General features: G+C 65.5%; 12 protein-coding genes. 5 read left to right on the top strand and 7 right to left on the bottom strand.

Features of this window, described 5'->3' with window-relative positions:
- Positions 1 to 39: 39 nt before the first annotated feature.
- From NO363_RS09670 to ppsA, 3 genes are all read right to left on the bottom strand, one after another.
- Complete coding sequence (locus tag NO363_RS09670) at positions 40 to 621, bottom strand: YqaA family protein (protein WP_370525554.1); 582 nt, start codon at positions 619 to 621, stop codon at positions 40 to 42.
- A gap of 36 nt (positions 622 to 657) precedes the next feature.
- Positions 658 to 1,713, bottom strand: coding sequence for a tyrosine decarboxylase MfnA (gene mfnA / locus NO363_RS09665; RefSeq protein WP_256684708.1), 1,056 nt, complete (start codon positions 1,711 to 1,713; stop codon positions 658 to 660).
- An 82-nt stretch (positions 1,714 to 1,795) separates the two neighbouring features.
- On the bottom strand, positions 1,796 to 4,063 hold the full coding sequence (gene ppsA, locus NO363_RS09660) for a pyruvate, water dikinase (protein ID WP_256684707.1): 2,268 nt from the start codon (positions 4,061 to 4,063) through the stop codon (positions 1,796 to 1,798).
- Between the two features lie 217 nt (positions 4,064 to 4,280).
- On the opposite strand from ppsA, the gene NO363_RS09655 reads away from it, so the two are divergent.
- The 4 genes from NO363_RS09655 (at position 4,281) to NO363_RS09640 (ending at position 7,388) form a co-directional block, all read left to right on the top strand.
- Complete coding sequence (locus NO363_RS09655) at positions 4,281 to 5,036, top strand: SDR family NAD(P)-dependent oxidoreductase (protein ID WP_256684706.1); 756 nt, start codon at positions 4,281 to 4,283, stop codon at positions 5,034 to 5,036.
- Positions 5,037 to 5,131: 95 nt separating this feature from the next.
- Positions 5,132 to 5,821 carry a phosphoribosyltransferase gene (locus tag NO363_RS09650; protein WP_256684704.1) on the top strand — a complete coding sequence of 230 codons (690 nt, stop codon included), beginning with the start codon at positions 5,132 to 5,134 and terminating at the stop codon, positions 5,819 to 5,821.
- Positions 5,818 to 6,750, top strand: a complete 933-nt coding sequence (mtnP, locus tag NO363_RS09645; RefSeq protein ID WP_256684703.1) for an S-methyl-5'-thioadenosine phosphorylase — start codon at positions 5,818 to 5,820, stop codon at positions 6,748 to 6,750. The genes NO363_RS09650 and mtnP overlap by 4 nt, the downstream gene beginning before the upstream one ends.
- A gap of 59 nt (positions 6,751 to 6,809) precedes the next feature.
- The gene (locus NO363_RS09640; RefSeq protein WP_256684702.1) at positions 6,810 to 7,388 is read left to right on the top strand and encodes a type 1 glutamine amidotransferase domain-containing protein; all 579 of its coding nucleotides are present in this window, start codon (positions 6,810 to 6,812) and stop codon (positions 7,386 to 7,388) included.
- A 312-nt stretch (positions 7,389 to 7,700) separates the two neighbouring features.
- Here the strand turns inward: NO363_RS09640 and NO363_RS09635 are convergent, their stop codons facing one another.
- The 4 genes from NO363_RS09635 to NO363_RS09620 all read right to left on the bottom strand — a co-directional run bounded on the left by NO363_RS09635 (position 7,701) and on the right by NO363_RS09620 (position 13,141).
- Complete coding sequence (locus NO363_RS09635; protein WP_256684700.1) at positions 7,701 to 8,417, bottom strand: class I SAM-dependent methyltransferase; 717 nt, start codon at positions 8,415 to 8,417, stop codon at positions 7,701 to 7,703.
- Between the two features lie 61 nt (positions 8,418 to 8,478).
- Entirely contained in the window at positions 8,479 to 9,297 is an 819-nt protein-coding gene (locus NO363_RS09630) for a segregation and condensation protein A (protein ID WP_256684699.1), read from the bottom strand.
- On the bottom strand, positions 9,290 to 12,862 hold the full coding sequence (gene smc, locus NO363_RS09625; protein WP_256684698.1) for a chromosome segregation protein SMC: 3,573 nt from the start codon (positions 12,860 to 12,862) through the stop codon (positions 9,290 to 9,292). The genes NO363_RS09630 and smc overlap by 8 nt, the downstream gene beginning before the upstream one ends.
- Positions 12,863 to 12,880: 18 nt before the next feature.
- Entirely contained in the window at positions 12,881 to 13,141 is a 261-nt protein-coding gene (locus NO363_RS09620) for a DUF7518 family protein (RefSeq protein ID WP_256684697.1), read from the bottom strand.
- 131 nt (positions 13,142 to 13,272) lie between these two features.
- Here NO363_RS09620 and gatB point away from each other — a divergent pair, with 131 nt between their 5' ends.
- Positions 13,273 to 14,766, top strand: coding sequence for an Asp-tRNA(Asn)/Glu-tRNA(Gln) amidotransferase subunit GatB (gene gatB, locus NO363_RS09615; protein ID WP_256684696.1), 1,494 nt, complete (start codon positions 13,273 to 13,275; stop codon positions 14,764 to 14,766).
- The last annotated feature ends 16 nt before the right edge of the window (positions 14,767 to 14,782 follow it).

Here is a 14,782-nt window from a genome sequence, read left to right as displayed (position 1 = left end):
CTAAAGCCCGCCGCTTTCCGCTCGCGGGTGGCCGTCTCGTCAGAGCCCGAACAGCGAGGTGACCGGCGCGAAGACGCCCGCGACGACCAGCAGCCGTCCGGCGCTGCCGACGAACGTCGCCGCGGCGAACTTCAGGTAGTCCTCCTCCAGAATGGTGAAGGCGTAGATCGACAGCGTGTCCGGGAAGAACGGCACCGAGAGTGCGATCGCCAGCCCGATGTAGCCGTACCGGCGCACGAGCTGTATCGTTCGCCGTTCGGACCATTCGACGATGTCGAACCGCGAGTCGCGCAGCCATTCGACGAGCCGCCCGGACCGGTCTCTTGCCTCGTGGCCGAGGCGGAAGGCGACGACGCTGCCGGCGGCCTTCCCGATGCCGCTGACGAGCGTGATCAGGACGAAATCACCCGTTTCGGAAATTCCGAGATCCAGCGGCGCGACGAGGACGATCTCGCTCGGCAGCGGGAGCGCGATCGCGATAAGGAACGAGTAACCCGCGATGATGAGCAGCCCGAGCGGCCCGGTCGCCGTCTCGACGAGACGTTCGAGCGCGTCGATCTGCAGCGGCGCAGACACGGTTCCGACCGTCTCCGCGACGAGGGCCGACAGAAGCGGCGTCACTGCCGGAAATCGCTGCGTCACACGCCTAAGTGTTGTCTATTTCAGTCGGTCGAGATCGTCGACGAACGCTCGAAGCATCTCGCGGGTGACGTGTGGCATGCAGACGACGCGAAGCGCACCGTTTCCCGTCCGGGAGATCCGCCAGTTCATCTCCCGCAGCGCCTCGAACGTAGTCCCGGGGATCTCGGCGGCGACGAGCGGGAGTTCGGGCTCGACGACCGAATAGCCACGCTCGTCGAGCGCGGCGGCGAGCCAGTCGGCGTTCGCCTGGCCGCGCTCGGCCTGATCGCGATAGCCGTCGGGCCACAGCGCGTCGAGTGCGGCGCGGGCGCTCGCCACGCCGGCCCCGCTTCGCGTGCCCGTCAGCGTCGCCTGCGAGCGCGATTCGAGATACGGAGTTTCGACCGCGAGCGCGTCGAGCAGTTCGTCCGAGCGCGCGAGCAGTCCGCCGGCGGGCACGACTGCTCGCCCGAGCTTGTGCGGGTCGATCGTCATCGTGTCGATCGGGGCGTCGGCGAAGTCCCACTCGTGATCGGTGAACGGCAGGTGGAAGCCGCCCCACGCGGCGTCGACGTGACAGAGCGCGCCTGCCTCGTCGGCGATTGTGGCGATCTCGGGGATCGGGTCGACGCGGCCGTGTTCGGTGGTGCCGGCGACGCCGACGACCGCGACGGTGTCCTCGTCGGCGAGTTCTGCCATCGCCGTCGTGTTGGCCCGCCGCTCGTCGTCGAGCGGCGCGGTGCGGAGTTCGAGCCCGAGCATGCCGGCGGCCTTGTGGAAACTGAAGTGGGCGCTCGCGGGCGCGACCACGTTCGGATCGTCCGTGTTGGCGCGGTTGCGCGCGATGCGCAGCGCCTGGATGTTCGCCTCGCTACCGCCGCTGGTGACGTAGCCCGCCGGCTCCGGCAGCGAGACCATCTCTCCCAACTGGGCGACGACCTCGCGCTCGATGTCGGCGATCGTCTCGTACGTGCCGGGATCGCCGGGGTTGGTCGCGAGAAAGCGCTCGGCGGCCGCGCGTGCGTCGGGATGTGGCTCCGTACACATCGATGAAAGAACGCGGGAGAACTCCTGTGGCGTGGCCCGCTGCATGATCAGGACTGGTCACTCACGCTGTTAGCCGTTGTGTATCTCGCCGCGGTTCGCGTGCGATCGTGGCTGGCCATCGAAAATCCTACCTGACGGTGTCGAGGACGAGTTTCTGCTCGACGCGCTTGACCTCGTGCTGGACGTCGCGTACGGCGTCGATGTTCGCCGAGATCGAGGAGACGCCCTCGTTGACGAGGAACTGCACCATCTGCGGTTTCGAACCGGCCTGCCCGCAGATGCTCGTCGCGACGTCGTTCTCGCGGCAGCTCTCGATCGTCTGCCCGACGAGTTCGAGCACGGCGGGGTGGAGTTCGTCGAAGCGGTCGGCGACCTGCCCGTTGTTCCGGTCGACGGCCAGGGTGTACTGGGTGAGATCGTTCGTCCCGAAGGAGGCGAAGTCGATGCCCGCGTCGGCCATCTCCTCGATGCGCAGCGCCGAGGCGGGCGTCTCGACCATCACGCCCCAGGATCGCTTGTCGGGGTCGATGCCGGCGTCCTGCATGAGATTCTTGGCCTGGAGGACGTCCTCGACGTCGTTGACGAGCGGCAGCATGATCTCGACGTTGTCGTAGCCCATCCCGTAGAGTTGCCGGAAGGCTTCGAGCTCGTGGACGAACACGTCGGGGCGGTCGAGGCTGCGTCGGATGCCGCGATAGCCGAGCATCGGGTTGTGCTCGTCGGGTTCGCTCTCGCCGCCTTCCAACTGGCGGAACTCGTCGGTGGGGGCGTCGAGCGTGCGCACGCGCACCGGTCGTGGGTAGAACTCCTCGGCGACATTTCTGACACCCTCGACGATCTCCTCGATGTAGGCGTCCTCGCCGTGGTCGTCGATGTACTTCTCGGGGGTTTTGTTCGTCGAGAGGATCATGTGCTCCATCCGGAGCAGACCAACGCCGTCAGCGCCGGTCGCGGCGGCGCGTTCGGCGGCCTCGGGGATCGAGACGTTGACCTTCACCTCGGTGGCGGTCATCGGCTTGACGGGTGACTGTGGGCGGACTTCCTCGACGGCGTCGCGCTCGCCGTCGTCGGCCTCGCCCTCGCGGATCGTACCCTTGTCGCCGTCGATGGTGATGTGCCGCCCGTCGGCGAGCGTGCTCGTCGCGCTCTGCGAGCCGACCACGGCCGGGACACCCAGTTCCCTAGAGACGATCGCCGCGTGGGAGGTCATCCCGCCCTCGTCGGTGACGATACCGCTCGCGCGTTTCATCGCCGGCACCATGTCCGGGGTCGTCATTTCGGTGACGATGACGTCGCCCTCGCCCACTTTGTCGAGCTGGTCGAGCTTGCCGACGATCGCCACCGCGCCGCTGGCGATGCCCGGACTCGCGCCGAGCCCCGTGAGCAACACATCGTCGCTCGTTCCGGACTCGTCGCCGCCGTTGGCGACGCTTGCCTGCTCACCCCCGTCGTCGGCGATCGTCGTGATCGGTCGCGACTGGAGCATGTAGACGTCGCCCTCGAAGATCGCCCACTCGACGTCCTGCGGTTCGCCGTAGTGCTCCTCGACCTGTTCGCCGATCTCGACCAGACTGTCGAGTTCGTCCTCGTCGAGCACCTGTGCCTCGCGTTTTTCGTTGGGGACGTCGACCATCGTCGTCTCGCCCGTCTCGGACTCTTTGACGCACATCGTCTTCTTGTCGGCCACGGTGACGGAGTCGAGTTCGTGGCTGTCGCGGTCGACGACGTAGTTGTCGGGCGAGACCTCGCCGGCGACGACCGCCTCGCCGAGCCCCCACGCGGCCTCGACGATGAGTTCGGGTGCGCCGGTCGAGGGATGGGAGGTGAACATCACGCCCGACTTCTCGGCGTCGACCATCCGCTGGACGACGACCGCGATGTCGACGTTCCGGTGGTCGAACCCCTGCTGTTCGCGGTAGTAGATCGCTCGCTGGGTGAAGAGTGAGGCCCAGCATTCCTTGACGCGCTGGACGAGGTCGTCGCCGGTGATGTTGAGGAAGGTTTCCTGTTGGCCGGCAAACGAGGCGTCGGGCAGGTCTTCGGCGGTCGCCGACGAGCGCACCGCGACGAACGCGTCACCGTCGTCGAGGCTCCCGTAGTTGTCGAGGATCTCTTCCCGAAGTTCTTCGGGCATCTCCGTCCCCAGAATGAGGTCCTCGGCTTCGGCTGTGGCGGCGGCGAGCGCGCTCGAATCGTCGGGATCGACGTCGACGGCATCGAACAGGTCGTCGTCGATCCCGGTTTCCTCGATGAACGAGCGGTACGTTCCGGCCGTGACGACGAACGCCGGCGGGACGGGCAGGCCGGCACCAGCGAGTTCGCCCAACGACGCGCCCTTGCCGCCGACGGCGTCGATGTCGTCCTTGCCTACCTCGTCCAGCCAGAGTACAGCCATCGTGGACGTATAATCACGAACGTCAATAAAGAAGGTTCCGAACCGACCGGCTTCGTGCGATAGCGTCACAGTCAGACACGTCAAACTGACCGCTGTCACGCGATTTCGTTTGTTGAAGCGCTGCTCGGAGCGAAACGGTTATCCGCCGGACTGAACAAATATTCAGTGTTCGCACGGGGCGAGCGTCGTCTCGCCCCGCGACGAACGGAAAACCACTATGAACGGACTCAACGACAAAACGGTAGCCGTTACAGGTGCCGGCGCGGGTATCGGCCGTGCGTCGGCGCTGCGGTTCGCCGAGGAAGGAGCGAACGTCATCGTTACGGACATCGACGAGGACGCCGGCCGGGAAACCGTCGAACTGATCGAGGACGACGGTGGCGAGGCGCTGTTCCTCACCGTCGACATCACCAGCCAGTCAGACATCACCGCGATGGTCGAGGAAGCGGTCGACAGCTACGGCGGCCTCGACATGGCTCACAACAACGCCGCCGGTGCCGCGGGCGATATGGTGCCGACGGCGGAGGTTTCTGAAGATGACTGGGACAAGGAGCTCGACATCACGCTCAAATCCACGTGGCGGTGCATGCGCCACGAGATCGACGCAATGCTCGAACAGGGCGGCGGTGCGATCGTCAACACCTCCTCCGGCGCGGGGCTGAAGGGCCAGCGCAACGTCGCACCCTATTCGGCGGGCAAACACGGCGTCGTCGGCCTCACACGGACCGCCGCGCTCGAATACGCCGAGGACGGCATCCGCATCAACGCCGTCTGTCCCGGGCCGGTCGATACGCCCGGCTACAGCCAGATGCCCGACGAGATGCGCGAGAAACTCAAATCGAGCGTTCCGATGCGGCGACTCGGGGAGCCCGAGGAGATGGCCAACGCGGCCGTCTGGCTCTGTTCGGACGACGCCTCGTACGTCACCGGCATGCCGCTCTCGGTCGACGGCGGCATCATGGCTGGTCGCTGACCGGAAGGCCGACTCCTCGTTCTCACTGATTCCTACTCCGCCGAGCGGAGAGACACAACGACTTAACGCGTGCCGCCGTCCCACACAACTGAGCCATGACCGAGCGCGACGACTTCACTTGCACCGTCACCAACTGGGAGTACATCTACGGCCGCTGTCGGTCGGTCGCCGATCAGGTCAGACGCACCGAGTTCGAGCCGGAGGTCGTCGTCGCGCTCGCGCGCGGCGGCTGGTTCGCCGGACGCTGTCTCTGTGACTTCCTCGGGCTCGACGACCTTACGAGCCTGAAGATGGAACATTACGTAGGAACCGCCGCCAAAACGGGCGAGCCGGAGATCCGCTATCCGATGCCCGAGGGCTCGGTGGAGGGCAAGGACGTTCTCATCATCGACGACATCGCCGACACCGGGGGCTCGATCGAGCGCGCCCACGAGTACGTCACCGACCGCGATCCGAACGCCGTCCGCACCGCGACCGTCCAACTGCTCGGGACGAGCGAGTTCGAACCCGACTACGTCGGCGAGCATCTCGACAGCTGGACCTGGGTGATCTACCCCTGGAACTTCATTGAGGACATGACCGATCTCGTGAGCGGCGTCCTGAAACCCGACACGGCGATGGGCATGGAGGAGATCCGCCACCTGCTCGCCGAGCATCACGGCATCGACCGCATCGAAATGGAGATCGCCCAGCCCGACCGGATGGACGAGGTGCTCGCGGAGATGGAGCGCCGGGAACTCGTCGCACGCGAGGGCGAGGGCTGGACGCTCTTGGAGGAACCATGATCGGTCTCATCGGCGGCAGCGGCATCTACGAGGCGCTCGATCTCGACGCGGGCCACGAGGAGAGCGTCGAGACGCCGTTCGGCGCGCCGAGCGGCTCCGTCACGGTCGGCGAACTCGATGGCCGGGAGATCGCCTTCCTCCCGCGACACGGGCCGAACCACGAGCTCTCGCCGACCGAAGTGCCCTACCGGGCGAACATCTACGCGCTGAAGGAACTCGGCGTCGATCGGGTTCTCGCGACCAACGCGGTCGGGAGCCTGCGTGAGGGGCTCCCGCCGCAGACGCTCGTCGTCCCCGATCAGCTGTTCGACCGGACGCGCCACCGCACGACCTCGTTCTTCGGCGACGGGATGGTCGTCCACATGGGCTTCGCCGAGCCGTACTGCCCTCATATGACCAGCCATCTCGCCACCGCGGCCGAGACGATCGACGACGAGGCGGCAGCGGGAGCGGACGGTGAGGCGGACGACGGGCCGAGTGCGGATAGCGGGGCGGAGGCGGGTGGCGGAGCAGAAGCGGGCGTCGAGGAGGACGGTACCTACGTCTGCATCGAGGGCCCACAGTACTCCACCCGAGCGGAGAGCGAGTTCTACCGCGCGCAGGGCTGGGATATCGTCGGAATGACCGCCGTACCGGAGGCGAAACTCGCCCGCGAGGCCGAGCTCTGCTACGCGTCCGTCGCCGGCGTCACCGACTACGACGTCTGGAAGGAGGACAGCGAGGTAAGCCTCCAAGAGGTGCTCGACAACGCCGCCGCGAACGAGGAGCGGATCAACGCGACGATCCGGCGTGCCATCGAGACGATGCCCGACGAGCGCGACTGTGACTGCGCGCACGCACTCGACGGGACGATCAACACCGCGGCCGAGGCGATCCCCGACGAGACCCGCGAGCGCCTCGCGCTGCTCGCCGGCGACTATCTCGACTGAGTCGTTGCGAGAGCAAGCCATCGACTTACCGCGATCGCTCTCCGCGTTCCGAGCGTCCCATGAGCGACCAACTCGACGGCAAGACGGTCGGCATCGTTCTCGCACCGCGCGGTTCCGAGGAAGCCGAATTCACCGAGCCACGCGACGCCGTGACCGATGCCGGGGCCAGCGTCGAAGTCATCGGTGTCGAGACCGGCGAGGTCGAGACGGTAAACAACGACCTCGATCCGGCCGGCAGCTACGAAATCGAGAAGACGTTCGCCGACGCCAGCGTCGAGGAGTACGACGGACTCGTCGTTCCCGGCGGGACCGTCGGTGCCGACACTCTCCGCGCCGACGACGACGCGGTGGAGTTCGTCCACGACTTCTTCGCGACCGAGAAGCCGCTCTGTGTCATCTGTCACGGTCCGTGGACGCTCGTCGAGGCCGACGTCGTCGACGGTCGGCAGCTGACCTCCTATCACAGCCTGGAGACCGATATCCGCAACGCGGGCGGCGACTGGGTCGACGAGGAGGTCGTCGTCGACGAGGGGCTCGTCACCAGCCGCAACCCCGACGATCTCGACACCTTCTGTGACAAGGTCGTCGAGGAGATCGAGGAAGGCGAACACGAGGATCGCGAGACTGACGACGTCTGAGACGCGAACGAACGGACGAAAAATACTGTTTTTGCACACGGCTCCTCGAACCTGCCGGACCGATACTGACCCGCGTACCTCTCGCGCGTGGACGCCGCGGGCTATCGTCTCACCGTCGCCCGTCGTCGCGGACGTATTCGAGCGCGCTGACGAACGCCTCGACATCGACTCGACCTTCGGTCTCCTTCAACCGCTCCTTGATGCGTTCCGGTGTCATGATACGAGATACCATACAACACGACATGCTATCAACCTTTCGGCGAGCGGAAACACTTGCCGACGAATAATCGTGCAGTGAGAATCCGCAGCAGGCTACGCCTTCGTCAGCGCCGCCTGGTAATGTGGCGAGTCCGCGGCATCGTAGCTGTGGGCAGCGACTTCCCAACCGATCTCCGCTGCGGCCTCGCGCAGCCGATCGGGGCCGAACAGCCGAAACAGGAGCGTCTCGCCGATGTCGCCCTCGTATTCGAACTGCATCACGCGGTGGGCGAGTCCGGGTGTCGGATCGGCGCGGTAGCCGAGCATCCCCTCCGCCACGATCCGCTCCGGGTCGTGACAGTCGAGCGTCGCCGTCCCATCCGGAGCGGTGACGAACGCGAGATCGTCCAGGAACTCTCGGAGCCCTTGCATCGAGGCCGCGAGCTCGACCTGTGTCCCCCACGCGAACGCCGACTGAAACCGATCGCGCTCGAACGACTCGCGGAGCGCGAACATGTCGGCACGACGGGCGTCGCGGACACCCCGCTCGCGCATCGTTTCGACGAGATGATCGCTCACCTCGATGGCGACCGTCTCGAACTGATCCTGGAAGTAGAGCGTATCGCGTCCCGCGCCTGCACCCATATCGAGCAGTGGGCCATCGAGCCAAGACATCAGGAACTCACTGCGGTCGCTGTCGGGATCGAACTCGTCGAAATAGAACGCCTCGATTGGGTGTTCGCGCGCCCACTCACCATCGCGCTGGATGAGGGGTGCGTCCTGTTCGTCACGATGGAAGTCGCGGACGGCGCGGCCGAACGGATCGGACATATCACTTCGTTCGTTCCGAGTGCAATAATGCTACTCCGAACCGCGGTAGCACACCCCTACTTCAGTCGGCGATCGCCTCGGTCGAGGCCGACTCCGTGTTCGGGTTCTGCACCCAGAGATCGCCGAACAGCTCGTCCTGCTGGAGGCGGACGTGGCCGCGGTGTGAGAGGAAGAGCACGGCCAGGAAGGTCTCGACGCGCGAGCCGCCCGCCGTGTCGATCTCGGCGTAGAGTACCTCATCGCGCCCGGCGTCGTACTGCTTACGGAGGACGCGCTGGACGTCCGCGATGATGGCCTCGATGTCCTCGCCGTGGGCCGTGCCCGTGACGTCGGCCTCGGTCGGCTCGTCGTCGACGCGCAGATCGTCGCCCGACCGGTAGTCGAGGGTCTGCGTTCCCCGTTGAAACCCTTTCGGCGAGCCGCTCGTGTCGTAGGTCCTGGACTCCTTCCACCACGAGTCGCGCTCGGCCTCGCGGAGTTCGCGCACGAGCTCGTCGAGCGTCTCCGGCGTGCCGCGCGCGCCCTTCCGATCGAGCCGGCGATCCATCTCGTCTTCGAGCGCCGCCACCGGGTCCGGTCCGAACTCGTCGAGCGGTTGCTCGTAACCCTCCTCCCACGGCTCGATTTCGGGTTCGTCCTCCTCGTCCGGTTCGAGCAGCGCCTCGCTCTTCATCCGGAGGAGCACGCTCGCGTAGAACAGTGCCCGGCCCGAGGTACGCAGATCCGCCGCGTCGAGCCGTTCGAGGAAGGCGTCGGTCACGTCGACGACGTCGATATCCCACGGTTCGATCTCGCCTTCCTCGGCGAGCCTCACGAGCAGTTCGACCGGCTCGACCTCTCCGTTCTCGTCCTCCACAGCACCGCCCGCCGCCTCAGTCATCGGCGGGCACCTCCTGTGCGCCGAGATCGATCCCCGTCACCGCCGAAACGTTGTCGCCCTGCATCGTCACGCCGATCGCGCGCTCGGAGCGTTCGAGCATCGCCGAGCGGTGCGAGACGACGATAAACTGTGCGTCGGCGGCGAGTTCGTCGACCAGCTCGCCCACCCGCTCGGCGTTGGCCGCATCGAGGAAGGCGTCCACCTCGTCGAGCGCATAAAATGGCGCGGGGTTGTGGCGCTGGATGGCGAAAATGAACGCGAGCGCGGTGAGCGACTTCTCGCCGCCGCTCATCGCGTCCAGCCGCTGGATCGGCTTGTCGCCCGGCTGGGCCTTCATCGTCAGCCCGCCGTCGAAGGGATCTTCCTCGTCCTCTAGATGGAGCGTTCCCGACCCCGCGGAGAGTCGCTCGAAGATAGTCTCGAACTGGTCGTTGATCGTCTCGTAGGAGTCCATGAACGTCTCCCGCTTCTGGGCCTCGTAGGAGTCGATGCGCTCCTCGATGCCGTCGCGCTCGTCGACGAGCGTCGCCCGCTTGTCGGTGAGATCGTCGAGATCCGCCTCGACGGTATCGTACTCCTCGATGGCGAGCATGTTGACCGGCTCTAGCTCCTCCATCTCCTTCTCCAACCGGGCGATCTCGTCTTCGACCTCGTCGTGGTCGGGGATCTCGTCGGGGTCGTACTCGCCGACGACCGATTCGAGTTCGTCGATCTCCCACTCCAGTCGCTCCCGGCGCTCGCGGCGGCTCTCCAGCTCGCTTTCGGTCTCGTTCACCCGCTCGCGCTGCTCGTCGCGGCTCTCCTTCGCGTTGGCGAGCTCCTCCTTCAGCTCCGTGCGCTCGTCCTTGAGATCGGCGAGTTCGTCCTCGAGATCGGCGACGGCCGCCTCGCGCTCGTCGAGTTTTCCCTCCTGTTCGTCGATCTTTCCTTCGAGCTCCTCGATGCGCTCCTCGCCCTCGGCCTTGCGATTCTGAGCGCTTTCGAGCGTCTCGTGGAGCTCGTCGATCGACTCCTCGGCGTACTGTTTTTCGAGCTGGAGTTCGTTCAGCTCGCCGTCGAGCTTGCCCATCCGATCGTCGAGTTCGTCGATATCGTCCTGAATCGCGTCGGCCTCGTTCGTGAGCTCCGGGATGGCAGAGTCCGCGAGTTCGTCTTCGAGCTCCGCGATGTCGTCTTCGATCGCCGCGATCTCGTCGTCGTGGTCGGCGATCTCGGTCTCCAGACTCTGCATCTCCGCGTCGACCTCCTCGCGGGCCTCTTCGATCTCCGCGATATCCGCTTCGAGCTCGTCGATGCGCTCGTCGATCTCCTCGCGCTCGCGCTCCTTCTGCTCGATATCGTTCTCGATGTCGCGGACCTGCTCGGCGGCCGCCGATCGGCGCTCGCGTGCGTCGTCGAGGCGCTCCTCGATCTCTCGGACGTCCTCCTGCATCTCGCGCCGATTCTCTTCGAGCTCGGTGATCCGGTCGGCGACACGTTCTAGCTGACCCGCGCTCGACTCGAAGGAGTAGCGCGACCCGCTGCGCGAGCCGCCGGTCATCGCGCCACTCTTCTCGACGAGTTCGCCCTCCAGAGTGACGAGCCGGTAGTCACCCATCAGCTCGCGGGCGGTCTCCATCTCCTCGACGACGAGGGTGCTGCCGAGCACGTACGAAAAGACGCCCGCGTACTTCTCGGGGAAATCCACGAGATTGTACGCGAAATCCACGACGCCCGCCTCGTTGGGTCGGTTCGGCACCGACCGGCGCTGCATCTTCGTCATCGGCAGGAAGGTCGCCCGGCCTGCGTTCCTGGATTTCAGATACTCGATGGCCTGCTGGCCCACTCCGTCGTCGCCGACCACGACGTGGGCGAGCCGCCCACCGGCCGCCGTCTCGCACGCCGTCGCGTACTCGCTCGCCACGCCGCCCAACTGCGCGATCGTGCCGTGCACCCCGTCGAGATCGGCGTTCAAAATCGTGGAAACCGCTCTTCCATAGGAGGAGCCGCTGTCGTCGGTCTTCGCTTCGAGGCTCGCGTACTCGTCCTTCGCGGCGCGGAGCTCCTCCTCGATCTCGTCGCGCTCCTCGGTCCGCTCGCGCTTGTCGGCCTTGAGGTCCGCAACGACGTCCTCGATGTTCGCCTCGTTCTGCTCGGCCTTCGCCAACTCGTCCTCCAGATCGCCGATCGCGGCCTCGATTTCCGGGATCCGCTCGCGAGTCTCGTCGAGATCGCTCTCTTTCTCGCTCTGTTCGGTCGAGCGCCGCCGAGCCGCATCCAGCAGCCTGTCCTGCTCGCGCTGTTTCTCGTTTTTCGCGCTCTTTTCGGCTTCGAGCGCCTCCCGTCGCTCTTCGAGATCGTCCTTCACCTCGTCGTACTCCGTGTCGCTTTCCTCGATCTCGGCCTCGACCTCGGCCAGTTCGTCCTCTTTGTCCTCGATCTCGGCAGCGATGGAGGACTTCTCGACTTTCACGCTCCGAACATCACTGTCGAGATCGTCGACGGTCTCCTGTTTCTTGTCGAGCTCGACGAACGCCTGCCGGCGCTCGTTTTCCGCCTCGTCGATGCGCTCCTCGGTGCTCTCGATCTTATCTTCGAGCCGACTCTTCTCGCCCTTGATCTCCTCGATCTCGCGCTTGATCGCGAGCTGCTCGTCCTCGCCCTTGCGCTCGATCTCGTCGTTGAGCTCGTCGAGATCGGTTTCGAGCCGCGAGACCTTCCCTTGGCGTTCGTCGAGTTCGTGCTGGCGCTCGTCGAGTTCGTCGCCGAGCTCGTCGATCCTCTCGACCGCGGAGTCGAGGCTCGTGCGCTTGTCCTCCAGCTCGGCGGCCTTGCGGTAGGTTTCGTACTCCTCCTTGTCCTCGCGCAGCGACTGGTATTCGAGCGCCGTCTCGCGTTCGTCGTTCAACTGTTCGAGGCGTTCCTCTTTCTCCTGAATGCGGAGTTCGGCCTCGTCGATGCGCTCCTCGACGACTTCGAGCTCCTCGAAGGCGTCCTCCTTCTTCGCGTCGAAGGCGGCCACGCCGGCGATCTCGTCGATGATCTCGCGGCGTTCGCCCGCGGTCATGTTGATGATGCCCGTGACGTCGCCCTGCATCACGACGTTGTACCCCTCGGGCGTGACGCCCGCCCCCGCGAGCAGGTCCTGAATGTCGGAGAGGTTGACCGAGCGCTCGTTGAGGTAGTAGTAGGAGTAGTAGTTGTCCTCGGTCTGTTTGACCCGGCGCTTGATGACGATCTCGTCGACGTCGCCGACGTTCTCGGTGCCGGCGGCGCTCTCGATCTCGGCGCGCGGGAGCGTCCGCTCGGCGTTGTCGAGCACCACCTCGACGCTCGCTTCTCGAACACCGCCACCGGCCGATTCGCCACCCTCCTCGTGACCGGGGTTGTAGATGAGATCGGTGAGCTTCCTGGCGCGGATCCCGCGCGTGCGGGCGAGCCCGAGACAGAACAGGATGGCGTCGATGATGTTCGACTTGCCGGAGCCGTTCGGCCCGCTCACGGTCGTGAAATCCTCGTAAAACGGGATCTCCGTTCGACGGCCGAAACTCTTGAAGTTCTCTAGGACGAGCGATTTGATATGCATGGGGTGCTCGTGGGCGGCCTACGCGACGATGATGTCGTCGGCCGCTGAATCGTCAGTAGAATCGCCCTCGTCCGGGTTAGCTTCTTCGTTTGCGCTCGATTCCTCGGTCCCGTCGTCGGTGACGGCCCCGACGCCTGCTTCGATGTATTCGTCCGATGACTCGTCTTCGAGCTCGGCGAGGCGGGCCTTCGTCTCCATCAGCTCGTCGGTCAGGCCGGAGAGGGAGGCTTCGAGTTCTTCGACGCGCGATTCGAGCTCCTCGACGCGGTTGCCGCTCATGGCCGATGGCGGCGTCCCGTGGACATAAACGTGCGTCAGACACGTTTCCGAAAGTTGGCAGATGTGGCCACCACACCGCGCGGACGGCGATGGCGTCATGTTTTAGCGGTCGCGGCCGGATAGAGGCGACAATGAGCGCCCGCGCCGTCAGTGCTAGCGACCACCGCGTCGTCATCGGGCTGGAGGTCCACGTCCAGCTCGAAACCGAGTCCAAGATATTCTGTGGCTGTGCGACCGATTTCGAGGACAGCGAGCCGAACTCCCACACGTGTCCGACCTGTCTCGGCCTGCCGGGCGCGCTCCCGATGTTGAACGAGGCTGCCGTCGAGGGTGCGCTCAAACTTGCGGCGGCGATCGACGCCGACGTGCCCGACGAGAGCCACTTCCACCGGAAGAACTACTACTACCCCGATCTCCCGAAGAACTTCCAGATCACCCAGTACGATTCGCCGATCTGTCAGGACGGCGAACTCACGGTCACGGTCGAGGACGACGAACGGACCATCGCCATCGAACGCGCCCATCTGGAGGAAGACCCGGGGAGCCTCCAGCACGCCGGCGGCGGTGGCGGCATCGACAGCGCCGAATACACCAGAGTCGACTACAACCGCGCTGGCGTTCCGCTGATGGAGATCGTCACCGAGCCCGACTTCAGGAGCCCCGACGAGGTCCGCGCGTTCCTCGCCAAACTGGAGGAGGTGCTCGACTATCTCGGCATCTTCGACAGTTCTAGAGATGGCTCGCTGCGCATCGACGCGAACATCTCGCTCGTCCCCGAGTCGGAAGTCGACGCCGACGGTGCGATCGGGCCAGACGCGCTCGCGGCGGCCAACCGCACCGAAGTGAAGAACATCTCCAGCCACAAAGGGGCCGAGCAGGCGCTCGCCTACGAGGTGACGCGACAGAAAAACGCCCTCCAGCGCGATCGGACGATCGAACAGGAGACCCGTCACTGGGACGAATCACGTGGCGTGACCGTCTCGATGCGCTCAAAGGAGGAAGAGAAGGATTATCGGTACTTCTCCGAGGCCGATCTCCCCGTGCTCCGTGTCAGCGACTGGGCCGAGGAAATCGAGATCCCTGAACTTCCCGATGCCCGCCGCGAGCGTTTCGCCGCGGAGTACGGCCTGAGTTCGTCCGAAGCCCGCAAACTTACCTCCACCCGCGAGGTCGCGGACTTCTACGAGCAGGTCGCGGATCGGTTCGATCCAGACGTGGCGGCGTCGTGGGTCGCCGACAGCCTCCTCGGCGAACTCAACTACCGCGACATGGCCATCGCCGACGTCGAGGGGCGACTCGACGAGTTCCTCCATCTCATCGAACTTGCCGAGACGGACGAGATCACCGAGAAGAACGCCGAGGAGGTCGTGCTGCGCGCGATGCTCGACGAGGGACACTCGCCGGACGCGGTGGTCGAGCGCGAGGGGCTCGGCACCACCGACGAGGACGAGATCGAGAGCGCGGTCACGACCGCGATCGACGAGAACCCCGATGCGGTCGAGGACTATCACGCGGGCGAGGACGGCGCACTCAACTTCCTCGTCGGGCAGGTGATGCAGTCCACGGGCGGCAGCGCCGATCCAGGAACCGTCAACGAACTGCTCCGGGCAGAACTCGACGGCTGACCGGCACTTGCCGGCC

Source organism: Halococcus qingdaonensis (genome assembly GCF_024508235.1).
GTDB lineage: Archaea > Halobacteriota > Halobacteria > Halobacteriales > Halococcaceae > Halococcus > Halococcus qingdaonensis.
Note: the sequence above shows the minus strand (reverse complement) of the source record. Positions and strands in the feature narration are given on the sequence as shown.

Coding starts and splice junctions, on each gene's coding strand:
- gatB (WP_256684696.1), top strand. CDS start 13,273: ATGAGCGCCCGCGCCGTCAGTGCTAGCGACCACCGCGTCGTCATCGGG.
- smc (WP_256684698.1), bottom strand. CDS start 12,862: ATGCATATCAAATCGCTCGTCCTAGAGAACTTCAAGAGTTTCGGCCGT.
- NO363_RS09655 (WP_256684706.1), top strand. CDS start 4,281: ATGAACGGACTCAACGACAAAACGGTAGCCGTTACAGGTGCCGGCGCG.
- NO363_RS09620 (WP_256684697.1), bottom strand. CDS start 13,141: ATGAGCGGCAACCGCGTCGAGGAGCTCGAATCGCGCGTCGAAGAACTC.
- mtnP (WP_256684703.1), top strand. CDS start 5,818: ATGATCGGTCTCATCGGCGGCAGCGGCATCTACGAGGCGCTCGATCTC.
- NO363_RS09630 (WP_256684699.1), bottom strand. CDS start 9,297: ATGACTGAGGCGGCGGGCGGTGCTGTGGAGGACGAGAACGGAGAGGTC.
- NO363_RS09635 (WP_256684700.1), bottom strand. CDS start 8,417: ATGTCCGATCCGTTCGGCCGCGCCGTCCGCGACTTCCATCGTGACGAA.
- ppsA (WP_256684707.1), bottom strand. CDS start 4,063: ATGGCTGTACTCTGGCTGGACGAGGTAGGCAAGGACGACATCGACGCC.
- NO363_RS09640 (WP_256684702.1), top strand. CDS start 6,810: ATGAGCGACCAACTCGACGGCAAGACGGTCGGCATCGTTCTCGCACCG.
- mfnA (WP_256684708.1), bottom strand. CDS start 1,713: ATGCAGCGGGCCACGCCACAGGAGTTCTCCCGCGTTCTTTCATCGATG.
- NO363_RS09650 (WP_256684704.1), top strand. CDS start 5,132: ATGACCGAGCGCGACGACTTCACTTGCACCGTCACCAACTGGGAGTAC.